Consider the following 24,235-nt stretch of genomic DNA (forward strand, 5'->3'; position numbering starts at 1 on the left):
GCGATTAAATGACATTCCGAGTACCAGACCTTTCCCGGTTTTCCAAAGCGCAATTGCGCGACGGACCTTCACCGATTCTGGCGCTGCCCAGGTTGAGCCGGCACCTGGGCGGTGCCGACATCTATGTCAAACGGGAAGACGTTGATGGCCTGGGGGGCGGGGGCAACAAGCTGCGCAAACTCGAGTTTCTGATCGGTGAAGCGCAGGCTGGCGGCGCCGACACGATCATCACGGTCGGCGGCCGACAATCGAACCATGCCCGGTTGACGGCAGCGGCGGCTGCGCGCTTTGGAATGAAGTGTGAACTGGTGCTCTCAAGGCTGGTTCCGATCGAAGACGACGATTACGTCGAAAATGGCAATGTGGTGCTAGACCGCCTCTTTGGTGCAGTCATTCATGACATTCCAGGGAACGTGAGCGCACTGCAGGTTGCGGAAGAGCGCGCCGCAACGTTGCGCAGCGAGGGACGAAAAGTCTATGTGTGTCCTCTGGGTGGATCGAGCCCGGTCGGCTGTCTGGGCTATGTCTCCTGTGCACTTGAGATTTTCGAGCAGTCGAGAGAATCAGGTATTGCCTTCGACCACATTGTTGTTGCAAATGGCAGCGGCGGCATGCAGGCGGGGCTTGTAGCCGGAGCGATCGCTGCTGGCGTGTCGCCAACGAAAGTGGTGGGGTATACGGTTCTTGCGCCGCTCGAAAAAGCCTATGCCATCACCTGCGAAAAGGTTCAGCAGACGCTGGACCTGATCGATTCCGGTCTCACAGTTTCCGGCGACGACGTTGTCCTCCATGGTGACCAGCTCGGCAGTGGCTACGGGTTGCCTACCAGTTCAATGCGCCAGGCAGTTACTCTTCTGGCCAGCCAGGAAGGTCTGCTACTCGACCCGGTGTATAGTGGCAAAGCGTTCGCGGGCCTGATTCAGAGTGTCGAAAGTGGAAAATTCGGCGCGGGACAAAAAGTTCTGTTTCTCATGAGCGGCGGTACCCCTTCGTTGTTTGCCTATCGCACCGCGTTTGAGTGACTGGGGAACTATCGGTCCCTGGTTCGGCCGGGGCGTGCCTGGCATCGATCCAGGCCCCAGCCGTTTCACTTATCGACCTGTCGGAATTTCCGGTGCAGCCTCCGACCGCGTGGCGCGCTTCGTCTGTGTATTTCCCTTTGCAGCCCATGCGGTATGGCGCGTGATGAGAAACAGTATGCAGATTGCAATGGCGCCGAAGCCAGCAACGAGCTGCATTCCACCTACAAAGGAGCCGGTCGCATCCTTGATTGCGCCGATGGCGTATGAGTCGACGAGTCCCGACAGGCTACCTACCGAATTTACGACCGCAATACCCGCTGCCACCCCACTGAGGGGAAAGAGAGCCGCCGGTAACGTCCAGAAAATCGGCAGTGAGGAAAACACCCCGAAGGCGGCAGCGCAGAGCAGCACCAGGCGAAGCACGGGCAGATCCGTGACGGTGGAGCCGGCCAATCCTGCTACGGCCAGTATCAACGGGATGACCAGGTGAAAGCGACGCTCGCCTAGTCGGTCCGACCTGCGCCCCCACCAGATCATGCCGATGCCGGCTGCAAAAAACGGAATCGCTGCCACGAACCCCGTTTGGACGATCGATAAGCCGAACTGGTGGACGATCTGCGGCAAAAAGAAGCTCAACTCGTAGTTAAGGCCGACCACACCGAAATAGACAACGCCTAAGGCGAGCACCAGTGGGTTTCGCATGGTACTCAATACACCAGCATGACCCGAGGAAACGACTGGGGCATCGGTAACCAGACTGCGTCTCAACGCGTCCCGCTCCGCATCGGTCAACCACGTGGCTTGCTCAGGACGGTCGCAGAGTATGCGGAGAACGAAAGGCGTGAGCGCAAGGGCCGGTAGTGTCTCGATGAGAAACATCCATTGCCACCCGTGCAAGCCCCCAAGGCCGTCCAGTTGCATGAGCAGTCCCGACAATGGGGCACCGATCACGCTGGCTACCGGCATTGCCACCAGGAAGCCGGCAATTACGCGGCCGCGCGCTTCGGCCGGCACCCAAAGAGACAGATAATAAAACACCCCGGGAGCGAAACCAGCCTCGGCGGCACCCAGGATCAAACGCGCCGCATAGAGGGATTTCTCTCCTTGCACGAGTATCATGGCGCCTGACGCAAGTCCCCAACCGAGCATGAGCAACGCGAACCAGCGTCGTGCGCCGAAACGTTCGAGCATGACGTTAGCGGGCACTTCGAGAATCACGTAAGTCACGAAGAAAATGCCCGCGCCAATCCCAAAGGCCGTTGATGACAGACCAAGGTCCCGACTCATCGTGAGTGCGGCGAAACCTATGTTGACGCGATCGAGCCACGCTATGACGAAACATGCAAAAAGCAGTGGAATGTAACGTCGATTGATCTTTCGCGACGCCGACGCCAAGGGGTTCTCGTCATGCATAGTTATCTCCGGTGACTCATTTTCAATGTCGATGCCGCACTGGTGCTTTGCCGGCGTGGTATTCACGATGTGCAAGTACAGCCCGTTCGACATCACGAGACATCATCCACGCCACCTCACAAGCGAATCGAGTGGATTGAGGTGAACAGAATCAAATTAACGGTTCAATTTAGTATTAAGGAATGCAAATTAATATATTGCCGAAAACAGAAAAATGATTGAATCACGAACGTCACTCGAGAATCCGCTCAACTACAGCGCGCTGCTATCGCTAACCGCACCTGCCGGCCGGAATTCTCCGGTCCGGTGGGGCGATGATCAATTGTGCTGGAAGCGGGTGTTCTAGGGCTGGGAGAAAACCCGACTCCATCCCGCCCGGTGGCAAGCGCACCCTTCAATCGGCGCGACAGCGCTCGACGCCTTCCTTCGACCACTGAAGGCCCAGACCGGGCCTGTTCGGCGGCGTGATGTATCCGTTCGAAACCTGCAACGGCTCTTCTAGGATCGCATCGGCCCAGCTCGTGTATTCGAGCCAGTGGACAGTGGGTGTTGCGGCAAGCAAATGCACGCTGATTTCGGGGAACAAATGCGAGGACACCGGTACACCGCGCGCGGCTGCAATGGCGGCGCCACGCAACCATCCGCTCACTCCACCGATGCGCGCCACGTCCAGCATGAGATAGTCAGTGGCCTTCGCCGCCACTGCGTCGTATGCGGCCTCCGGGCCATCGAGGTTTTCGCCGAGCTGGATCGGGGTAGTCAGTTCGCTCGCGATCGCCGCGTACCCTTGCAGATCGTTGTGACGAATCTGCTCCTCCAGCCAATAGATGTTCATATCCCGCAGGTCGAGCCCGCGCCGGATCGCGTCGGGCACCGTGAGCGCCTGGTTATAGTCCACCATCAGCTCGACGGTTTCGCCGATCGCCGCGCGCACGGCTTTTGTCACATCAAGATCGGTGACAGGATTGGGGTGACCAAGCCGCAGCTTCACCGCGTCGAAGCCGGGTTCGAGCAATTTGACGGCCTCTTGCGCGGCCTCCATCGCCGACATCATTCCCAGTCCGTCGCTGTTATAGGCACGAATCGGTTCCAGGCTTCCGCCCAAAAACGTGGCGAGCGGCATGTTGGCCGCCACCGCCAGCGCATCCCACGAGGCAATGTCGATAGCGGCGAGCGCCATCCGCACTATGCCCGTCACGCCAAGCAGAGCGTAGCGCCGTCCAAGCAGTTCGCCAAGCATGGCAGGCGCCACCGGCATGCCGTCGATCAGCCCCGCAGCCTCCTTCATGACTTCCGCGATGCCCTTGGCCCCGCTTTCCCGGTAACAGAAGAGATAGCTACGGCCCACCACCCCTTCCTTGGTCTCAAGGTCCACTAGCAACAACGGCGCGGCTGTCATTCTGGCGGCGCTGGTGCCCAATGGAAAGCGCATGGGCACTTTCACATAACGGGTGCGGATGGCTGAGATATGCAAAACAGGCTGAACGCCAGACGAGGAACCAGCAGTCACGTCATTTCTCCATGTAGATCACGGTGGTAGAGTTATAAACCATGTTGAACCAAATAGTAACCAAAAAATGTAACCAATTCGGGATTCCCCTGGAATTGGGTACCCAATGCAATATGTGACTGGCCTGCTTGACTCGGAGACGGCCGTCGATCAATCCACGCTTTGGAGCGCACACAAAGTGAAGAATGATGTAAGCGTCGAAATGATACGCAGTCATCTGCTGGGCACCGTTACGACAGCCGGAGCGAAACTGCCGACCGAGCGCGTCCTGGCGGAACAGCTGGGGGTGTCGCGCAACGTGATTCGCAAAGCCCTGTCCGTCATGGAGACCGAGGGCCGCGTCATGCGCAAGGTCGGCAGTGGCACTTATCTCGTCAAGCAGGCCGCCGGAGAGGCGGCCAAACGAGCAGGCCCGGCGCGCGCGCAAGCGGAAGCGCTCGACGTCAGTCCGAAGCAGATCGTCGAGGCCCGCTTCGCGTTCGAGCCCAATCTCGCGAGCCTCGCGGCCATGAATTGCACAACGCTCGATCTGGAACGGCTCGGCGAATGCGCGCGGCGCTACCACGATGCGGACAACTTCGACGCGTACGAGGAGGCCGACGAAGGCTTCCACCGCGCGATTGCCACGGCCACGCACAACCCGCTCTTGATCAGCGCGTACGAAGCTTTCCTGACGGCTGATGCGCAGGCAGAGTGGGGCAGCATTCGCCAGCGCTTCCTGACCGCCGAGCGCCGTGTTGCCTCGCGCAAGGAGCACGACAAGATACTGGCCGCGATACGCAGCCGCGATTCGGCGGCGGCGTTCGGTGCCGCACGTGAACACTTGCAATACATCAACTCGGCTTTGCTGCATCCGTGATCGGCGGCGGGCCGGCGGCTCCCGTGCGCTTCACCCTCTGTCCCACCCAGCAAGTCGATTTTTTTGTTTGACACTCCAAATTGGTTCAGGGAGAATGAACCAATTGATTAATTGGCTACCCAATTTGGAGGGCGACAAGATGAAAATTGCAGTGATTGGCTCAGGTGGCGTGGGTGGGTTTTATGGGCTGAAGTTGGTGCAAGCCGGTCACGACGTGACATTCGTGGCGCGTGGCGCTCATCTGAAGGCTATGCAGGAAACGGGGCTCCACATTGAAAACGACCTTGGCAATAACGCCTCTGCGACAGTGAAGGCGACCGATGACATTCTGTCGTTGGACCAACCCGACCTGATCATCATCGCGGTCAAAATGTGGGACCTGGAGGATATTGCGCGCGACCTCAAAAAGATCGCCGGCCCGAACACCGCGGTGCTCTCGTTGCAGAACGGAGTGATCAAGGACTACGTCTTGCGCCGCGAGTTTGGCGAGGAGAGCGTCATCGGCGGCGTGGGTTATGTGGCGACATCCATTGGCCGCCCTGGCGTGATCAAGCAAGTTGGCGCCCTGCAGCGTATCAAGCTCGGTGAATACGACGGCCAGAAGCGTGCGCGCACGGAGGAACTGGTGCGCAGCTTCGCCGACGCCGGAGTCGAGGCGAGCCTGTCCGACAATATCGCGCGAGTGCTGTGGGAGAAATACGTCTTCCTGGTCGGACTGTCCTCCATGACCTGCCTCACTCACCTGACAATCGGGCCGATTCGCGAAAGCGAAGGCAGCCGGGGTGTGCTTCGCTCCGTTATCGCGGAGGGTGTGCTGGTGGGGCGCGCTCAGGGTGTTTCGTTGCCAGAAGACTATGCTGACCAATGCATGGAACTGGTCGACAACCTTCCCTACACGATGACCTCTTCGATGTTCCACGACCTGGAAAAGGGCAACCGGCTTGAGCTGCCCTGGCTCGGTGGCGGCGTGGTGTCGCTGGCCCGGGAGGTCGATGTTCCCGTGCCCGTCAACACCTTGATCACCAATGCGTTGTCGCCGTACGTCAGTGGTCATGCGAAGGCCTGACATAGGCGGGACGAGCAAGGCAAGGCCGTAAGACACCCTATTGAGCGGCGCCCCGGCTTCGCCGTAGTTCGGGCGGCAGCCCGTCGATAACATGAGGACACGAACATCGTGAAGATCGCCAGCGTTGAGCCGATTCAACTGCGGATTCCGCTTGCCGGCGAGGGCCGGCTGGAAATCGGATCGTGGGGCGGGAAAGGACTGCCCACAGTCGATTCGCTGATTGTCAAAGTTGTAACGGATTCGGGGGTAGTTGGCTGGGGCGAAACGTTCGGTTTCGCAGGCATTCCAGCTGCCAGGGCCGCGATCGATTCGATCCTGGCGCCCGCGCTGGTGGGTCGCGATGCGGCACTGCTGGAAAAGCTGATGCGCGACCTGCAGAGGCAGTTTCATATCTTCGGGCGCGGCGGGGCTATTATCTTCGGACTGTCCGCGATCGATATCGCGCTTTGGGATATCGCGGGCAAGGTGGCGAACCAGCCAGTGCACGCACTGCTCGGCGGCACCGACGCGACGTCGCTGCGGTGCTACGCCAGCCTGGTCCGGTATTCCGACCCCGCGCTGGTGAAAGAACACGTTGAGCGTGCGCTGAAGAATGGCTTTCGCCATATCAAACTGCACGAAGTCAATATCGACTGCATCCGTGCTGCTCGTGAAGCAGCGGGCGATGACATAGAGATCACCGTCGACGTCAATTGTGCTTGGTCCGTGCGCGAAGGACTCGACATGACGAACAGGCTGCGGGAATTCAATCTCCGTTGGCTCGAAGAACCTGTCTGGCCGCCTGAAAACTATTCGGGGCTCGCGCAGGTGCGCCGAGAAGGAGGCATTCCGATTGCCGCCGGCGAGAACGCATCGACGCTAATGGATTTTCAGCACCTGCTAGAGGCGAAAGCGGTCGATTTCATTCAGCCAAGCCCAGCCAAAATGGGGGGCATCACGGAATTGAGGAAGGTATTTGCTATGGCGAATGCCAACAATGTTGAAGTGGCGGTCCATTCCTTTTATGACGGCCCGGGGTTGCTCGCGAGCGTGCATGCGAGCGCGGCACTGGGCGGCGCAGACGCCCTGGTTGAATGGCGACGCCTGGACCTGGAGGCACAGCTCTACAGTGGCGCTATCGTCCCGCGGGACGGGGCGATCGCGGTCTCGCAACGTCCTGGTCTGGGCCTTGAACCGAATCCCGACGTCATCCGCGAATATCGTGTGGCGTAAAAGGGGCGTGTTTGGCTCGCGCCTATTCTGGATGTACCGATTGCGGAACGCGATGTCGCGATCGCGTGGCAGCAACCGGGCATGTCCGGGCCAAATCATCAGGATTCCTCATTCTTTGCTTGCCAATACAATGCCAGGCGCGGCGTACCGACCAACCCGACCAATTGGATCGGCCTGAGTGTTTGTCCAAATGTCCAACAAGTTTCCATACGCCGCGCAATACATTCACAGCGCTGATGCATGCGTGACATGCAGGAACAATTGAATTGCCGCGCACTGCAATCATTTCACGCCGAAGGTCGTCCAGAATCGGGTGCATTCCGAACGCGAACGTTCGCAATCGAGTCATATCCCGGCGATGTGCCAACCATGCGTGATCAGATTCCACTCGCTCGCAAGGCTGAGCAGGCGGAGTTCGCCGCGCTTGGGCTACCGCCTGAACAGGCGCCTTTTTGATAGGACAGTGTTATGGATGTTGCCGATCTCAAGGCATTTGAAGCGGTCGCTCGCCACGGGAGCATGAACAGGGCGGCCGTAGAGCTGCATACTGTTCAGTCCAACGTAACGGCCAGAATCCGTTCACTGGAAAGAGAGGTTGGTGTTGCGCTCTTTCAGCGGCATGTCCGGGGTGTGAGCATGACCCCGGCGGGTCAGCGCATGCTTCCCTACGCGGCGCGAATTGGCAAACTCGTCGCAGACGCCCGCGTGGCGGCGATGGACGACGGTCCGCCACGTGGTTCCCTGGTACTCGGAACCATGGAAACCGCAGCGGCCCTGCGGCTCTCGCCGATAGTAAGCAACTTCGCGCGGATGTATCCGCAGGTCAGACTGTCGCTGACAACTGGAACAAGCTGCAGCCTCGCGGTGGATGTCGCGGAATGTCGTCTGGATGGGGCCTTCATAGCAGGTCCGCTTGACCACCCGGAGCTTCACAGCGAGACCATTTTCCGTGAAGAACTGGTGCTGGTAACTCCTCGCACCATACACTCGCTGGAGTCTTTGACGTCGATCCCGCACCTGAAGACGATAGTGTTCCGCGTGGGGTGCTCGTATCGGCAGCAGCTGGAAGCGCTGCTTGTGGAGAGGGGGATCCTCGTGACGACGCTCGAGTTCGGCTCGCTGGACGCAATCATAGCGTGTGTGGCGGCCGGTATTGGGATCACGTTGTTGCCACGGGGCGTGGTCACGGCGGCGGCGCAGCAGGAACTCATTGCCATCCATGAGATCTCGCCTGAGAAAGCACGTGTCGAGACGATTTTTGTTCGACGGCATGACGCTTATATTTCGAACGCCATGCGCGCTTTCGTCGAAGTCTCGCGTTCGGAGTTCGGACCTTTGATGGCGGCGGCGTAGCGGACAACGTACGACCTCGCCTGCCAATGGGTGATTCATTGCCCGTGGGCAATTCGCTTTACCGTCAGGAAACTATCTTTCAAGTTCAATCCCCGGAACGAGAAGGCAACATACCTTTTCCATACATGGAGCAAAGTAGCGTCCGTTTGGAGCCTCTCGGACTCGATACTCGGTCCAGGTTAATACAGATTGCACGGTTAGTCGCGATGGACGATTCCGTAAGCGCACTTCCTGCTTCCTCCCCGTCGGTCGAGAAGGCCACGTAAGCCGCGCGCAATACATTTTATTGGCGAAGAAACCTATGTCTGTGTATTCGGGGCGTTCACGACACTCGTCGCCTGAGCATGTTGCTGCCGTTTCTGCCGCTGTACATCCAGCAATTGGGCGTGACTTCCAGTTCAGCGGTGGTGCAATGGTCTGGAGTCGCGTTTGGCGTAACGTTCCTTGGAACAGCGTTGACCGCTTCAATCTGGGGGCGACCGGCTGACCGGTTTGGACGCAAACCCATGCCAGTCCGGGCTGCGGGGCGGTGGCCGGGATTGTCATGGCGTGTTCGGCGTTTGGCAGCATGCTGACGGCCGCGCGGCTCGGGGCCCTGGCGGACCGGATTGGCGGATGGAACGTGATTATCGGTTGCCTGGTTGCCACAGGGCTGATGATGATTCCGCAAGCTTTCGTGACGAGCTGGTGGGCTTGCCGTGTTGCATGGTTTGATGGGCATGACGCTCTCCGGTTTGCTCTCTGCAATTGCGAAGTTCGTCCGACATGCAGTTGACGAACGAAAGTCTGGAAAGATGCTCGGTTACCTACAGTCGGCTCAGTACGCAGGGCAGGTTGTCGGTCCGCTGATTGTTGATCTGATTGGCGTTCACTTAGGCATGCGCTCAGTCTTCTTCGTTACCGGTGCGTTGCTGATCGGATGTGGGGCGCTGGACGGTTGGGCAAAAAATCGTTGAGCGCGATGTCGTGGCTGATCGACGTTCGCGTCGAGGGTATCTATTTTCCGGATACCCCTATCGTCACAAACCGCTTTCGCGTTCTGGAAACGTTGCTAAGCTGCTTTCTACGCGGTACTTCAACAATCCGAAGGTACAAGCGGAGTGTGGGAATGACTGACGCACCTCTAACACTTGGCATCGACCACGTTGGTCTGACGGTCCGCAATCTGAGCGTCACCCGGGACTTTTTCATCAATGTCCTCGGCTGGACACAGGTTGGGGGGAAGCCCACCTATCCGGCGGCTTTTGTGTCCGACGGACAAGTCACGCTGACACTCTGGGAGGTCAAGGATCGGGCGAATCGTGTGGACTTCGACCGCAAGACGAATGTAGGTCGACATCACCTCGCGCTGCGGGTTGGCAGTCAAGAGGCTCTCGACGCAATCTTCGCGCGAGTCTCCGGATGGCCAGGGGTGGTGGTTGAGTTCGCACCGGAGAACATGGGTGAAGGACCCAAGCGTCACACGATGGTGTACGAGCCGGGCGGCACCAGACTTGAGTTCGATTTTGATCCGCGAGGTCAGCCTGCTTGAATCGTGTCGAGCCACGGATGAAGTGATTCAGGTAGCGCTTGGTGCGGACGACATCATTGCATCTGACACCCGATTTTTTACCACGGCAGCTGCTGGATCCGGCAGTTTGAAGATTACCCAAGGCGAGGTTTCGATCATGAGCAAATCCGCACAGCGGATCTTTTTGATTACCGGCGCGAGCTCCGGTTTCGGTCGTGCTTTGGCGGAAGCAGCATTGATCGCCGGCAACACGGTGATTGGCACTGTAAGAAGCGATTCTGCGAAAGCTGAGCTTGAGGGATTGCACGCGCACCGCGCTCACGGCGTGCTTCTCGACGTATCCGATTTCGATTCAATCGACGCAACGATTCAGGAAGTCACCGAGCGCGTTGGCCCAATCGACGTGCTCGTGAATAGCGCAGGATACGGTCATGAAGGAATCCTCGAGGAATCACCGCTGGAGGAACTGCGTCGTCAGTTTGATGTGAACGTGTTCGGCGCAGTTGCCATGATGAAGGCCGTGCTCCCGTCGATGCGAATACGACGCACCGGTCACATCATCAATATTACGTCGATGGCGGGGCTAGTTACATTTCCTGGCATCTCATACTACTGCGGTAGCAAGTTCGCACTTGAAGGGATATCAGAAGCGCTGGAACAGGAAGTGCGCGGTTTCGGTATCAAGGTGTCGGCTGTTGCGCCGGGCGCGTTTCGAACAGATTGGGCGGGCAGATCGATGGTGCGCACGGAGCACAACATCGAAGACTACGATCCGGTGTTTGCGCCGATCCGCCGCGCCCGTATGGCGAAGGATGGGAAGCAGCCTGGGAATCCGGCAAAGGTGGCGGAGATCCTGCTGGACCTGATCGACGAGGCTGACCCACCGGTTCACCTCGTGCTGGGCGATGATGCTTTAAGCGTGGTGCGGGCCAAAATATCGGCACTGAGTCGCGAAATCGACGCTTGGGAATCCGTTTCGAAATCGACTGGATTCTCGTGAAAACATAGCGTGACGGGGCGCTATGGAGGAAATCCTTCAGCGAATGTTTTCCTAAGGTAGGTGACAAACAGTTCGACAGCGCGTGGTACGTGTGGGGTGTATGGCCGGACCACATAAAGTTGCTCGGCAAAGGTGCCTATTGGTCGCCAGTCGGGCAGGAGAACAATCAGTTTTCCTGATTGTATCGCTGCGTGTGCCGTGAAATCTGGCAGCAGCGCGATGCCCAGATCGTCAAGGGCGGCGTCTCTCAATGCTTCGCTATTGTTAGCGGAAAGAGGGCCGTTTACCGTGATCATCAGAGCAGCCGAGTGCGTACGTCGCGCTGTTCTGCGTTCGAACGACCAGATTCCGGACCCTGATGCACGAGGGTAGAGCAGGCAATCGTGAGCGGAGAGATCCGTTGGTGATTCAGGCTGGCCCCGGCGCTTCAGGTATGCGGATGTCGCGACGACCACGGATTGCGTCCCGCACAGCTTCCATGCGACGTGAGTTTCAGGAACCTGGGCGCTATGCCTGATGGCAAGATCGAAGCCTTCGGTGGCAATCGAGGTCAGACGGTCAGACGCCTCAAGTTGTACTCGCACCTCGGGATTCGCCCGCAGAAACGCAGACATTTTCGGCACCAACTGCTGCCGCGTGAACGCCACCGGTGCGGTTACCCGGATCAACCCGCGCGCAACGCCCGCCATTTCCCGTACCGTCGCGAAACTCGTCGCAATGTGCTCGAACTCCAGACGAGTGTTGTCGACGAGCCGTTGTCCGGCTTCGGTGAGTCGTACGCTGCGGGTGGTACGTTGCACCTGCGCGATACCCGAGGCTCGCTCCAGTTCTGCAATGCGCTGGCTCATTGCGGCTTTGCTCACTCCAAGGCGTGCGGCCGCCGCAGTATACGTGCCTTGTTCTGCAAGAACTGTCAGCCAGTGCAAATGAGTTCAAAGGCCTTCAACTTTTTGCGGGTCCATATGCTCTTTGTTCACCATCGAAAACAATCATTTCAATCTTAGCGTCTTTGCAGACTCAATGGACACTCCTAAACTTCATGCACCACCCATCAACCAAGGAGTCGAGATGCAAGCCTTCAATGACACAGCCGACGTCACCCATTTCATTCATGGCGAGCGAGTACGCGGGTCAGGAACACGTACCCAGGCGATTTTCAATCCTGCAACTGGTCAACGGCCACGCCAACTTCTGCTGGGCGAGATCGCAGATGTTGAAGCCGCTGTGGCAAGTGCCACGGCTGCATTTCCGAAGTGGAGCAATACGCCGCCGATCCGCCGAGCCCGCGTCATGTTGCGGTTTCTTGAGTTGATGAACAGGCATCGCGATGAATTGGCTGCCATCATTACAGCCGAACACGGAAAGGTCTTCTCTGATGCTCAAGGCGAGGTAGCGCGCGGTATCGATGTCATCGAATTCGCCTGCGGCATTCCGCAACTGCTTAAGGGGGACTATACGGAGCAGGTTTCAACCGGCATGGATAACTGGACAACGCGTCAGGCGCTCGGCGTTGTCGCAGGCATTACACCGTTCAACTTCCCGTGCATGGTGCCTTGCTGGATGTTCCCTGTTGCGATTGCGGCGGGCAACGCATTCATTCTAAAGCCAAGCGAGCGAGACCCGTCTGCGTCGTTGTTCATGGCAAGACTGATGAAGGAGGCCGGCCTGCCCGACGGTATTTTCAACGTGGTTCAGGGTGACAAGGTCGCTGTCGATGCGTTGCTGGCGCACCCGGATGTGAAGGCGGTGAGCTTTGTCGGATCGACGCCGATCGCCAACTACATCTACGCGACCGGCGCAAGGAACGGCAAGCGCGTGCAGGCGCTGGGCGGGGCCAAAAATCATATGGTAGTGATGCCCGACGCCGACATCAATCAGGCTGTGGATGCGCTGGTTGGCGCTGGATACGGGTCCGCTGGCGAGCGTTGCATGGCTATTTCGGTGGCTGTTCTCGTAGGCGATGTTGCTGACAAAATTATTCCCAGGCTTGCCGAGCGTGCGCGCAATCTCATTGTCAAAAACGGCATGGAGCCCGACGCGGAAATGGGGCCTATCGTTACGCAACAGGCGCTCGAACGCATCGAAGGCTACATCGCGATTGGCATCGACGAAGGAGCGAAGTTGGTCGTCGACGGCCGCGGCCTTAAGGTAGACGGGTTTGAGGGCGGTTTCTTCACGGGCGGTACGCTGTTCGACAACGTCACGCCGCAGATGAGAATCTACAAGGAAGAAATTTTTGGCCCCGTGCTTGCCTGCGTCCGTGTAAAGGACTTCTCGGAAGCGGTCGATTTGATCAACGCGCATGAGTTTGGCAATGGCGTGGCGTGCTACACGCGGGACGGGCACATCGCTCGCGAATTCGGACGACGTATCGAAGTCGGTATGGTCGGAATCAACGTCCCTATTCCGGTCCCGATGGCCTGGCATGGTTTCGGCGGCTGGAAGCGCAGCCTGTTCGGTGACACGCATGCATACGGGGAAGAAGGTGTCCGGTTCTATTCGAAGCAGAAGTCGATCATGCAACGCTGGCCGGAAAGCACGGAAAAGGGCGCTGAATTTGCAATGCCCACCGCGAAGTAAGCGAGCTGGTTCGACAAGTGATCGGACGCCGCGCATAGCATGGTGCGGCGTCTGACAGGTCGAAAACAAGCCCCGATCCTACACATCGCGCTCGACATGTTTCAAAACATTATCTCGTCGTCGAAACGCAGGGTATCCCGGTCGCGGTGATTGTCACTGGCGCGAACCGCAATGAAGTCATGCAAAGGCCGCCGCTCAAGATCGATGCTGAAAGTATTGCCCCTGTGGAAAAAGTGCTTTTCCCGCCCGCTGGTTGACGGCGTGTTCACCCAAACTGAACACTCGTGGTGGCTGCATTCCCGAGCGAGAATCAAACTGGGGGCGAAATGAATTTCTCATCGCTAGAAATATTCTGTGCCGTCGCTACCGAGCAAAGTGTGACCCGAGCGGCTCGCCATTTGGCCTGTGTTCAGTCCAATGTAACGATGCGCGTACAACAGCTTGAAGAGGAACTGCAGGTCCAGCTTTTCTCAAGAAGTGGAAAGCGGATGAGCTTGACGCCAAGTGGCCGAACGATGCTCGACTATGCGCAACGGCTCCTGTTCCTCGCAGAAGAAGCGAGGCTTGCGATGAATCCGGAACAGCAGCCCGGACGATTGAGCATTGGCGCAATGGAAAGCACTGCAGCCGCGCGCCTTCCGGCCCTGCTCTCGAAGTACCATAGCAGGTGGCCGCTGGTGGAGCTGGAGATTTCGATTGGTACGTCGCGCTCACTTGTCGAAGATGTGGAGAAAGGACATCTCGACTGCGGTTTTGTTGCGGATAGCAGTTTTCTGGGCACGCGTGACCCGCGGCCAAAGTTCGCCGCGCGCGGACTACGCGCAACGCGCGCATACCAGGAAGATCTGCTGCTCATCCTGCCGCCCAACCATCCAGCGGTAAGCAAGCCTGCGGAGCTCAGGCTTAAGACGCTGGCTGCCTTTTCCGATGGTTGCGCCTATCGGAACGTACTCGAACAATGGTTGGGCATCGCCAGTCTCGAGGCGGACGGTGACTGGCAGGTCACAGAGCTTGTTTCGTATCATGCCATTCTAGCTAGCGTTGCCGCGGGTTCGTGTTTCGCCCTGTGCCCGAGGTCGATTCTCAATTTGCAGCGTGTTCCGATGGATACTTGTACGCAGAAAATCGCCACGATCGATACATACCTGATCGCCCAATCGGACTATGAGAGCAACGCTTACAAAGAATTGCTTCAATTTCTTCAGGCCTCGACGTACTCCCGGCCCGGCGGCATCAACGACTGATGAACACGCTTCGCGTGGATTTCGAGTTTTTTCCATCTGAAGGACCCACATTCGTGCACATTCACTGTGCCCTATCTGCTTGAGAGATCGCTGGTATCAAAACAATTCGTTTCAGATGCTGTGATCTGAGTAGCAGTATTACACCTGCGGATGCAGGCGAGACTGATTCGTTGAGGAAGAAACGAGGAGACAAAAGTGTTTGAGCGATACGAGCAACTCAAAACGATACTTGGTATTGATCATCCGGTACTGCTTGCACCGATGGACCTGGTGGCCGGCGGCAGGCTTGCTGCAGCGGTCAGTGACGCTGGTGGGTTCGGAATAATAGGCGGCGGGTACGGCGACGAGATGTGGCTGCGAGAGCAGTTTGCCGCGGCACACGGGGCTCGAATCGGAGTGGGTTTCATTACATGGAGTCTGTCCAGGCAGCCGCATCTTATTGATGTCTGCATTGAACATTCGCCAGTTGCAATCATGTTTTCGTTCGGTGACGCAAGCAAACACATCGAGCGAACGAAGAAGGCAGGAGTTCTCGCGATCTGCCAGGTCCAGACTGTTGCGATGGCACGTGAGGCGGTTAGCCAGGGCGCGGATATCATCGTCGCTCAAGGTGCTGAAGGCGGCGGCCATGGCGTGTCATGCGGCACGATCTCACTGGTTCCAGCTGTCGTTGACGCAGTGGGTGAAAAGGTACCGGTGGTTGCCGCTGGAGGCATTGCCGACGGCAGAGGGTTTGCAGCGTCTCTTGCGCTTGGCGCGGCGGGCATTGTATTGGGAACCCGCATGCATGCAAGCCCCGAAGCGATTGGGCACGATGATGCGAAACGGCGGATTGTCGAGTGTACGGGCGGCGAGCAAACCATCCGCGGCATTTTGTTTGATATCGCGCGCGATAACGTTTGGCCGGCGCCATACACGGGCCGGGTGCTGCGAAACCAGTTCTCCGAAAAGTGGGTTGGCCGCGAACGCGAACTGTTTCAGCATCTACATGCAGAGCGGACGAGGTATTCAAGCGCTCGTGAAAAACACGACTACGACACCGCTGCCGTGATCGCGGGCGAATCTGCTGCCTTGGTCCACGAGGTGTCGCCGGCCAGATTGATAGTCGGAGATATCGTCAGAGAAATGGATGCGATACTTGGCTACTCGCTTTACGCGAAAAATCGTACGCTGACCTCTGCAGCGCAATCGCTATCGGAGTGCAGTGGCAACCCGTACTGAACGAGATCGATTGTGTGCACATAGCGCAATACGGATATCGCTATGCAACAGCAACTGGCGCACGCAACCACGGTTAGGACGGGTTCAATCACCGCCCGGCTACTCGCGGTTAGCGTGGGTTCGAGTGCCCCATTGGATGTGGGTAGTACCTCGCCACGGGTGGTGGTTAAGTCCGGAATATGCAAAACCCCTGTCAGCATACTTCACAACCAGGCTTGGATCGAGGTTCGCAGGCTGGGCCTGGTCGGCAATGAGCAAGTAGACCTTAGTGCGCGTCAAGGCCTTCAGAAGGCTCGTCGGCAGGAGTCAGTAAGTGCGATGCTGGACCTTCGGTTCAGCATCGCACGGCGGGAATCTTAAACCGGACGCTGCGTTTGCCTCGTCCCGCGTGGCCGCCGGTCATGAGGCTTCGTTGATGAAGCCTATATTGCTGCGGTATCAAGCCAACGCAAAATATCCCTATGCAATTGATCGCTCGATTGGAACGTATGGTTTCGGTGGGCGTTGCGCGCCGAAACCGGCAGAGCGGTGGGAGATTGTGATTGCGATCGCGATAGATCTTTCGATCCCGGCGAGGAAATAATTCTGGAAGTTGGTGGCCATTGAGAAACAGCGTAACCATAAAGCACGTAGGTGGAATCCCATGAACGGCTCCACTGACGCAGCGGCCGGATTGTCCGGCGTTCTGAAGTGGCCGGGCTATCTCTGGGATAGATACCCCTATGTAATACCTTCGCTTGATATTCGGTTAAAACGGTGCGAACTTGAACTACTGGATTAAGAACCGCCATGTCGTATTGGAAGTAGACGTCGGGGGAAATACCAAGTGCCAGAGTCGCTGCTGAAGAGGCGAATTCGTTAGGTAGCGAAGGGGAATCAGGGCCCGGCAGCTATAGAGGCGTGGCCGAACGGCGAAGCGCATCATTTTGAAGAAACGAATGCGAATCGCCAATTGGGCCGCTGTTCGGGGCAATCCGGAATCGTTTTGAGGAATAGACTTCAAATGAGTACACCTACGACTGCTCAGCGTATCGGCCGTTTTACGTACGACATGCGCGCAGAGCATCTCACGCCTGGCGCAAGGGCAATTTTCAAGCGGAATATTCTGGACAGCCTGGGTTGCGCAATAGCGGCGCTGCCAGGTAAGCCGTTCAAGGCGCTTCGAGATCAGTTCGATGAGTACCGTGGTTCGGGGACGTGTTCATTGATCGGTGGCGGGAAGACTTCGCCCGATCAAGCGGCGTTGTATAACTCCGGTCTGGTCCGGTATGTCGACCTATTGGATAGCTACATGTCCCCCGGCGGGCTCTGTCATCCGAGCGATAACTTTGGGGCCATTCTGGCTGCTGCTGAACATGCGTCTGCGAGCGGCGAGGAATTCATGCTGGCGTTGGCCATCTCCTATGAAATTGGCTGCCGTATTACGGCGATCGTTCCTGTTATGGCCAAAGGGTTCAATCACGCAATCCAGCTTGCGGTGTCCGCCGCTGCGGGGTCGGGGAAGCTGTTCGGTCTCGATGCCGATCAGATCGCAAACGCGATTGCAATTGCAACGATCGACAACATTTCGTTGACGTGTGTGCATTCCGAACCGGTTTCGCAGTGGAAGGGCTTCTCTCCTGGCATCACGGGTATGAGGGCCGTCTATTCAGCATCGCTTGCCAAGCGTGGATTTACAGGTCCGCTTCGCCTTTTCGAGGGACCTAACGGTCTGGTGCGAATGTTTGACCAACCGCTCGAAGTCGATTGGGAAGACCCGCGGCTCGAGGTCGTTCACCAGACCGTCATGAAGAAATACTGTTCGCTCATCCATGGTCAACCCGTCCTCGAGGCTACGCTCGCGTTAAAGCGCAAGCATGGTTTGACGAGCGATGACGTGGATGAAGTCCAATGCGACATCTTTCAGACCGGATTCGACATTGCCGGCGGCGGCAGCTTCGGCCCAAAAGACAACCCGCAGACTAAAGAGCAGGCGGACTACAACCTCAAGTATCTGATTGCAGCTGCGTTGCTCGATGATCAGGTCGGCCCGGCTCAGCTCGAACCTGAGCGCGTACAGGCTCCCGATGCACAGGCACTGCTCAAGAAAGTGACTGTGAAACCCGATGCCGAATTCTCGGCGCAATACCCGCGCGCGCTAAACACTCGCGTGACGATCAAATGCAAGGACGGTCGGGTTTTGGCTACTGAGCATGTGGGCTTCGAAGGCGGATTGGATAACCCCTTTACGTGGGAACGTACCGTCGAGAAATTCAACTGGTTGAGCGAACAATACGCGGAGCAGGAGCTTCGAGACCAGATCATCGATCTGGTCTCGAAGCTGGAGGAACACCGGATCGAAGAGTTAATGAACCTCTTGGTGAAAGTAAGTCCAGAGCCACGATTCCCGGTGACGCATCCGGGGATTCAATAATCCATAACGATATTTAGGAGATTTATATGGCACTCATTTCTTGTGACATGCGTTTTGGTAGGACCGACGAACAGAAACGGCTACTTGCTGCGGGCTTACTCCGGGTAGTCAGCGCCGCAACAGGTGAAACGAAGGACGACATTTTTCTCGTGATTCGAGAAGGACGTGGAATCAATTTCGTCGAACATGGCGAGCATCTCCCCGAGTATGTTGAAGGTGCGGCGAACGACAAAGAACTCATTGAACGTCTTAAATAGAATTACCGGAGAAATATCATGCCTTTCATCGAATGCCATATCAAGAGCGGTCTTACGCATGAACGACGTGAGCGACTCATCAGGGACATCATCCAGGTCACGCATGACTCGATCGGGTCGGATCCAAAGATTATTAATGTGATCTTGCACGAACATCCAGCTGAAAATATCAGTGTTTCCAGTCGGATCAATGGAGAGGACTTCAAGAGGTCCGTAGGGTAGCCACGCGAAACAGTTGGTTAGGGTCTGTTCTGAGTTCCGCCGGGCCTCGCGTCCGGCGGTAGCCTCCGGATACACGCGACGACGATGGAGGATCTGGCGAAGCCATAGGCATGTCCAGGTCACCAGACCGGATGAGCGGTAAGTTTTCGAGATAGATAATACGTAATACAAAAGAATGTGGAGGAGATATGAGCAGAGCAAAGATGGTGGCCGACCGTGTCGATGCCGGACGTGAGAGCGTAGGGTTGGCAATATTTCTGACGCTCGTCGAAGTGTTGATGTTTTTTGGGTTCATTACGCTTGCCGTTGTGTCGCCGGCAACGCTCGCTTCGCCATTGATAGATGGGTCGAGGATTACGGTTGCGTTTCTGTACGGAATAGTAATTCTGGTCGCTGGCGTGCTGCTAATCGGAGTGTATGTCCTGGTCGAAAACGCAGCGGACTCACGAAATTTTCGTACCGATTCAGCGAAAGTTAACCGTTGATTACCTGGTGACCGACCATGACTATTCTTCGATATAGCGTTTTGCTCGCGCTGTCAGCGTCCGCGTGCGTTGTGAGTACCGAATCCTTTGCTGCTCGAAGCGACGTAGGTACGGGGAACGGCGTAGCAATACTGTTTTTTCTTGCCTTCGTAGCTGGAACACTGGCTATTACCTACTGGGCCGCGAAGCGAACCAAGTCGACTGACGATTTCTACGCGGCTGGCGGCGAGATAACCGCATTTCAGAATGGTCTTGCGATCGCGGGTGACTTCATGTCGGCCGGTGCATTTCTTGGCCTGACCGCTTTGGTGTTCAGCAGTGGATTTGATGGTCTTGTCTATGCGGTTGGATATTCGACAGGGATGCCGATTGTTGTATTCCTGCTGGCAACGAGACTGCGAAAGCTCGGTAAATAAACAGTCGCAGATGCAGTTTCCGTACGTCTTGGCGAAAAACCGATTCGTATTTTTTCGGCCTGTGCATCACTATGTATTGTTTCGCTCTATCTCATCGCGCAGATGGTCGGGGCAGGGCAGTTGATCAAGCTGCTGTTTGGAATTGACTACATCTATGCTGAAATTCTTGTGGGCACTCTCATGATGTTTTATGTGGCCTTCGGAGGCATGGTCGCCACGACTTGGGTGCAACTGGTGAAGGCGGCGTTGCTGCTGATTGGCACAGTTATGATGAGCTTTCTGGTCTTGCGAGATTTCGGCTTCAGCTTCTCCGAACTGTTGCGACGTGCAGTAGAGATTCACCCAAAGGGCAGTGCGATCCTGAGCCCCCAGTTTCTGGTAAAGGATCCTGTATCGGGATTTTCGTTGGGTCTAGCGGTGATGTTTGGTACCTCAGGCTTGCCGCATATTCTTATGCGTTTCTTCACCGTTCCTGACGCACGGGCTGCACGCGGTTCGGTATTTTGGGCCAGTGTATTCATGAACATATTCTTTGCACTCGTGTTTGTCATCGGGTTTGGATCTATCGCTCTGGTCGCCTCAAATCCAGACTTCCTGGATGCCACGGGCAAACCACTCGGCGGGGGAAATATGGTTGCCGTCCATCTTGCAAAGGCGGTAGGGGGAAACGCGTTGCTGGGGTTTATTTCGGCAGTTGCATTCGCTACCATCCTTGCGGTTGTGTCGGGTTTGACACTCGCCGGATCTTCGGCGGTTTCGCATGACCTTTACGCGTGTGTGTTTCGCAACGGTGCCACAAGTCAAGCCAATGAAGTAAGAGTGTCGAGGATTTCGACTTTGGTGCTTGGAGTAATCGCGGTGGTATTGGGCATTGCATTCAGGACGCAGAATGTGGCTTACATGCTTGGGCTCACGTTCTCGGTCGCCTGTAGCTCAACTTTCCCAGTGTTACTACTTGCCCTTTACTGGAAACGATTGACCACGTTTGGAGCCGTTGCGGGCGGAACGGTTGGGTTGGTCTCCGCCGTATTGCTGACCGTCGCAGGCCCAGCGGTCTGGGTCCACGCTATGGGAAATACGAGGCCACTTTTCTCGATCGATCCACCCACCATAGTGACCATGCCGCTCGCGTTTATGACGTGCTGGTTGGTATCCGTTCTGGACCGTAGCAAACAGGCGGATACTGATCGGGCGCGGAGCGCGACTCTACAAGAGCGTCCGGTATTCGCGGGACCGGTTGGCCACTAGATAGCGGCGGCATAGAGAAGTCGTGTCGCCGTCGGGTGGTTGAACTTGCGGACCAGTTGGCTCGGCACTCCGTCGCGAGACAAAGCGGCACGGCGTATGTTGGCGGATCATCGAGATCCGCTTTGCCTGTGTGCGCTGCGTCTTTGCGTCAAATTCGAAACGTCTGACATTTGGATTGTCGAGCCTATTCTGCACTCTCGTGTCAGGAGAAAGAATCCATCAGGTTCGGCAACAAGCTGAACCTGGCTACAACACTGCTCTATTTTTGCGCCGGCGCTCGCGTTTGCGAAACGACCAATTGGGCATCGTTGCCGTTAGATCTTCAATTTCGCTTTGGTGTACGATGGAAGAGAAGTTCACAGCGCTGCTCGAGCGGTCGCACAGTTGCCGAGGCTACTGTCCCTCCTGAATTTGTCGCCCCTTGGTGCTGGATAGCGGTGCAATTTTTGGCTGACTTCGAAAATTGCCGAAATTCTGCATGCATTTTCAATGAGCTTCGCCATGCAAGCGTAGAATAGGACAAAGTATCGAATTGCTTGCATTGATAGGGTGCTGGTCGGACAACGAAAGCTTGATCAAGGTTGTGGCCATTTCATAGAGGTGCAAAGCATGGACGTTGCCGACCTCAAGGTCTTCGAAGCCGTAGTTCGTCATGGAAGCATGAACCGCGCGGCTACGGAGCTAAATACTGTTCAGTCGAATGTGACAGCGCGAATTCGAGCTCTGGAACGGGAGGTCGGAGTTGTTCTCCTTCAGCGGCATGTGCGCGGCGTGAGCATGACCCCTGCGGGGCAGCGTTTGCTCCCTTATGCCGCGCGTATCGCGAAGCTAATTACGGATGCCAAGATAGCTGCGCTGGATGAAGGCGCGCCGGGCGGCACGCTCACGCTCGGAACACTCGAGACGACGGCGGCGCTTAGGCTCTCTCCAATATTAAGTAATTTCGCTCGAATGTATCCGCAGGTTCGACTGTCCCTGACGACCGGCACGAGTTGCGGTCTCACTGCCGACGTTGCGGAATGTCGGCTCGACGGGGCATTTATAGCAGGTCCACTGGATCATCCGGATCTTCACACCGAGACAGTCTTTCACGAGGAGTTGGTTCTGGTTACGCCGCGTACCATGCGGTCGCTCGAGTTGATCAGATCGGTGCAGGACCTCAAAACAATTGTCTTCCGTATGGGTTGCTCGTACCGTCAGCGGCTCGACGCATTGCTCGCGGAAATGGGCGTGCTCACGGCCGCACCCCTCGAATTTGGCTCAATGGATGCAATCATTGCGTGCGTTGCTGCTGGTATTGGAATCACGCTATTGCCGCGAGGCGTGGTCTCGGCGGCAGCGGAACAGGATCTCGTCAGTATCCACACGATATCGCCAGAAAAGGCGCACGTCGAAACGCTGTTTATTCGGCGGCATGATGCGTATGTCTCGAGTGCAATGCTGGCTTTCGTTGATGTGGCACGGTCTCAGGTCGGGCCGATGATGGCCGCCGCATAGGCTGTGGTCAGAACCAACACTACGCGGGGTCATTGCGGTTCGTGATTCAACGGCTTTGATGGAAGGTATGACATTCCCACCCACGGCTTTCATCTGAATTTGACCTACCCCCGGACAGCGAAGCGCATCTATTCCGATGTGAATAACGCTTCGTCGTCGGTCGTCTTTGACGCTCCCCTCCTGTTGATTTTTCTTTGGCAGCTAACTCGCCGCTATCAGCGAAGGTGCTTTTCTGGCCAGCGCAGGTGTCTATTTGGTCTCAGTAGCCTGAGTTGAAAAACGCCGAATTGCTTCGACTGGGGGTGTCAGCGCGAGTTGCACCCTGGACGAGGCCGGTTAAACGATCTGCATTCTGTCGAGGCCAATCTGGAAAAAACCAGTTTGGCCGGAGCCACTCGTTCACTTCGTCTATTACAGCATCGGCCAGAAATCATGTGGTGGACGCTCAATTGCGATTCTCTATTCCCAAGTCGGAGTGGCGATATTGTTGCGTAGGCGGCAAAAGAATAAGTAACCTGTTCACTTGTACTCGTCAAGTTACACGCATAGAATATCCACATGAACGTTGTCGATATTGCTGCCAGACCAATGAAATATTAGTTAGGTATCCAGATGTAATGAAAACATTTTAGAAAAAATATTTCTTTGCTAAGCGCGCATAGCACCCTATTCAACATCGCGGCAGGTAACGTGGGTCGTTTTTTCTGACAGATATTGCGGCCTACCAGCGACATTTTTTTCGAAAACTGAGGATCATTTCCTCGATGCAGGCCACTTTGCATTGAATGAGAAGCCTGATGCGCGGTAGCTGCACCTGTGCGCAGTTAGGCGAGTGATGTGTGTTATACGGAGTAAAGCTGGATCAAAGTTGGGGGGGGGTGACGGTCGCACTTCGGTGGATTCTTGTCGATGCACTGCCATTCGGATTGTCGTCACTATTTGTCCAGGAGAACTCCACGGTGTCCTGTTTCACAATTCATAGGACAACTCTAATGACCCGTAAACAGCAGTAAAACTTAAACGACAAACTAACCGTGACTTCATCGCCAACGTCAAGTTGCATTTCTCATCAGCAAAACTTAAGGAGTCTGAATTGAACAAGCACCTGATTGTATCTGCCGTTCTTACGCTGATCGCGGGATCGGCCATGGCGACCCCGACGACTTACAACCTTGACCCGAGGCACACCTATCCCAGCTTCGAATCCGACCATTTTGGCGGCATTTCGATCTGGCGGGGTAAATTCACGAAAAGCGGCGGCGTCGTCACACTTGATCGCGCCGGGAAGACTGGCACAATCGACGTATCGATTGACACCGCGTCGATTGATACCGGTAATGCGCAACTCGATACGCGCGTGAAGTCGGAGGAATTTTTCGATGTCAGCAAGTATCCAACCGCGACGTTCAAAGGGAGTGCGCTTCGGTTCGACGGCGACACGCCGATCGAAGTATCGGGCGACTTCACGTTTCACGGGGTGACCAAACCGCTGACGTTGAAGATTGATTCATTCAAGTGCTTCATCAACCCACTGATCAAGCGCGAAGTGTGCGGTGCGGAAGCCAGTGCGCAATTCGACCGTGCCGATTATGGCGTGAATTGGGGTACTAACTATGGCTTCAAGACGCTGACTCGCTTGCAGATTCAGGTCGAAGGCGTGAAGGCGGACTAGTCTGTCGGCGGCCACTGACCACTTACCCGGTTCCG

20 protein-coding genes and 2 pseudogenes are annotated in these 24,235 nt (G+C 56.5%); 18 read left to right on the top strand and 4 right to left on the bottom strand.

Features of this window, described 5'->3' with window-relative positions:
• Positions 1-8 precede the first annotated feature (8 nt).
• Positions 9-1,022, top strand: coding sequence for a D-cysteine desulfhydrase family protein (locus FVF58_RS04845; RefSeq protein ID WP_149668789.1), 1,014 nt, complete (start codon positions 9-11; stop codon positions 1,020-1,022).
• 69 nt (positions 1,023-1,091) lie between these two features.
• On the opposite strand, the gene FVF58_RS04850 is transcribed toward FVF58_RS04845, so the two are convergent.
• Both FVF58_RS04850 and FVF58_RS04855 read right to left on the bottom strand, forming a co-directional pair.
• Positions 1,092-2,528 carry an MFS transporter gene (locus tag FVF58_RS04850; protein ID WP_246216934.1) on the bottom strand — a complete coding sequence of 479 codons (1,437 nt, stop codon included), beginning with the start codon at positions 2,526-2,528 and terminating at the stop codon, positions 1,092-1,094.
• A gap of 301 nt (positions 2,529-2,829) precedes the next feature.
• Positions 2,830-3,945, bottom strand: coding sequence for an enolase C-terminal domain-like protein (locus tag FVF58_RS04855; RefSeq protein WP_246216935.1), 1,116 nt, complete (start codon positions 3,943-3,945; stop codon positions 2,830-2,832).
• Between the two features lie 178 nt (positions 3,946-4,123).
• Between FVF58_RS04855 and FVF58_RS04860 the strand changes: the two genes are divergently transcribed.
• The 7 genes and pseudogenes from FVF58_RS04860 to FVF58_RS04895 all read left to right on the top strand — a co-directional run bounded on the left by FVF58_RS04860 (position 4,124) and on the right by FVF58_RS04895 (position 10,945).
• Positions 4,124-4,804, top strand: coding sequence for a FadR/GntR family transcriptional regulator (locus FVF58_RS04860; protein ID WP_188130711.1), 681 nt, complete (start codon positions 4,124-4,126; stop codon positions 4,802-4,804).
• A gap of 94 nt (positions 4,805-4,898) precedes the next feature.
• Positions 4,899-5,870, top strand: a complete 972-nt coding sequence (locus FVF58_RS04865) for a ketopantoate reductase family protein (RefSeq protein ID WP_246216936.1) — start codon at positions 4,899-4,901, stop codon at positions 5,868-5,870.
• Between the two features lie 108 nt (positions 5,871-5,978).
• Positions 5,979-7,082 (top strand): mandelate racemase/muconate lactonizing enzyme family protein, encoded by a 1,104-nt coding sequence (locus FVF58_RS04870; RefSeq protein ID WP_149668791.1) that lies wholly within the window; start codon positions 5,979-5,981, stop codon positions 7,080-7,082.
• 468 nt (positions 7,083-7,550) lie between these two features.
• Positions 7,551-8,435, top strand: a complete 885-nt coding sequence (locus tag FVF58_RS04880) for a LysR substrate-binding domain-containing protein (RefSeq protein WP_149668792.1) — start codon at positions 7,551-7,553, stop codon at positions 8,433-8,435.
• A gap of 266 nt (positions 8,436-8,701) precedes the next feature.
• Positions 8,702-9,391 (top strand): annotated as a pseudogene (locus tag FVF58_RS04885) (MFS transporter); the annotation flags it as partial.
• 152 nt (positions 9,392-9,543) lie between these two features.
• Positions 9,544-9,966 (top strand): VOC family protein, encoded by a 423-nt coding sequence (locus tag FVF58_RS04890; RefSeq protein ID WP_149668793.1) that lies wholly within the window; start codon positions 9,544-9,546, stop codon positions 9,964-9,966.
• A 136-nt stretch (positions 9,967-10,102) separates the two neighbouring features.
• Positions 10,103-10,945, top strand: coding sequence for an oxidoreductase (locus FVF58_RS04895; RefSeq protein WP_149669118.1), 843 nt, complete (start codon positions 10,103-10,105; stop codon positions 10,943-10,945).
• 20 nt (positions 10,946-10,965) lie between these two features.
• Here FVF58_RS04895 and FVF58_RS04900 read toward each other — a convergent pair whose 3' ends face one another.
• Positions 10,966-11,871 (bottom strand): LysR family transcriptional regulator, encoded by a 906-nt coding sequence (locus FVF58_RS04900; protein WP_246216937.1) that lies wholly within the window; start codon positions 11,869-11,871, stop codon positions 10,966-10,968.
• A gap of 142 nt (positions 11,872-12,013) precedes the next feature.
• Between FVF58_RS04900 and FVF58_RS04905 the strand changes: the two genes are divergently transcribed.
• Complete coding sequence (locus FVF58_RS04905) at positions 12,014-13,525, top strand: CoA-acylating methylmalonate-semialdehyde dehydrogenase (RefSeq protein WP_149668794.1); 1,512 nt, start codon at positions 12,014-12,016, stop codon at positions 13,523-13,525.
• A 101-nt stretch (positions 13,526-13,626) separates the two neighbouring features.
• On the opposite strand, the gene FVF58_RS54650 is transcribed toward FVF58_RS04905, so the two are convergent.
• Positions 13,627-13,794 (bottom strand): hypothetical protein, encoded by a 168-nt coding sequence (locus tag FVF58_RS54650; RefSeq protein WP_188130712.1) that lies wholly within the window; start codon positions 13,792-13,794, stop codon positions 13,627-13,629.
• 57 nt (positions 13,795-13,851) lie between these two features.
• Between FVF58_RS54650 and FVF58_RS04910 the strand changes: the two genes are divergently transcribed.
• The 9 genes and pseudogenes from FVF58_RS04910 (at position 13,852) to FVF58_RS04950 (ending at position 24,200) form a co-directional block, all read left to right on the top strand.
• Positions 13,852-14,769 (top strand): LysR family transcriptional regulator, encoded by a 918-nt coding sequence (locus FVF58_RS04910; RefSeq protein ID WP_149668795.1) that lies wholly within the window; start codon positions 13,852-13,854, stop codon positions 14,767-14,769.
• A gap of 195 nt (positions 14,770-14,964) precedes the next feature.
• Positions 14,965-15,990, top strand: a complete 1,026-nt coding sequence (locus FVF58_RS04915; RefSeq protein WP_223191121.1) for an NAD(P)H-dependent flavin oxidoreductase — start codon at positions 14,965-14,967, stop codon at positions 15,988-15,990.
• Positions 15,991-16,993: 1,003 nt separating this feature from the next.
• Positions 16,994-18,403 (top strand): MmgE/PrpD family protein, encoded by a 1,410-nt coding sequence (locus FVF58_RS04920; RefSeq protein WP_149668796.1) that lies wholly within the window; start codon positions 16,994-16,996, stop codon positions 18,401-18,403.
• A gap of 26 nt (positions 18,404-18,429) precedes the next feature.
• Positions 18,430-18,660 carry a tautomerase family protein gene (locus FVF58_RS04925; RefSeq protein ID WP_149668797.1) on the top strand — a complete coding sequence of 77 codons (231 nt, stop codon included), beginning with the start codon at positions 18,430-18,432 and terminating at the stop codon, positions 18,658-18,660.
• A gap of 18 nt (positions 18,661-18,678) precedes the next feature.
• Positions 18,679-18,882 (top strand): tautomerase family protein, encoded by a 204-nt coding sequence (locus tag FVF58_RS04930; protein ID WP_149668798.1) that lies wholly within the window; start codon positions 18,679-18,681, stop codon positions 18,880-18,882.
• A gap of 188 nt (positions 18,883-19,070) precedes the next feature.
• Positions 19,071-19,367 carry a DUF485 domain-containing protein gene (locus FVF58_RS04935; RefSeq protein ID WP_149668799.1) on the top strand — a complete coding sequence of 99 codons (297 nt, stop codon included), beginning with the start codon at positions 19,071-19,073 and terminating at the stop codon, positions 19,365-19,367.
• A 17-nt stretch (positions 19,368-19,384) separates the two neighbouring features.
• Positions 19,385-21,031, top strand: a pseudogene (gene actP / locus FVF58_RS04940) (cation/acetate symporter ActP).
• A gap of 609 nt (positions 21,032-21,640) precedes the next feature.
• Positions 21,641-22,528, top strand: a complete 888-nt coding sequence (locus FVF58_RS04945) for a LysR family transcriptional regulator (RefSeq protein ID WP_149668800.1) — start codon at positions 21,641-21,643, stop codon at positions 22,526-22,528.
• A 1,147-nt stretch (positions 22,529-23,675) separates the two neighbouring features.
• Positions 23,676-24,200 carry a YceI family protein gene (locus FVF58_RS04950; RefSeq protein WP_425468927.1) on the top strand — a complete coding sequence of 175 codons (525 nt, stop codon included), beginning with the start codon at positions 23,676-23,678 and terminating at the stop codon, positions 24,198-24,200.
• Positions 24,201-24,235: the final 35 nt, after the last annotated feature.

This window comes from Paraburkholderia panacisoli (genome assembly GCF_008369935.1).
GTDB classification, from domain to species: Bacteria; Pseudomonadota; Gammaproteobacteria; order Burkholderiales; family Burkholderiaceae; genus Paraburkholderia; species Paraburkholderia panacisoli.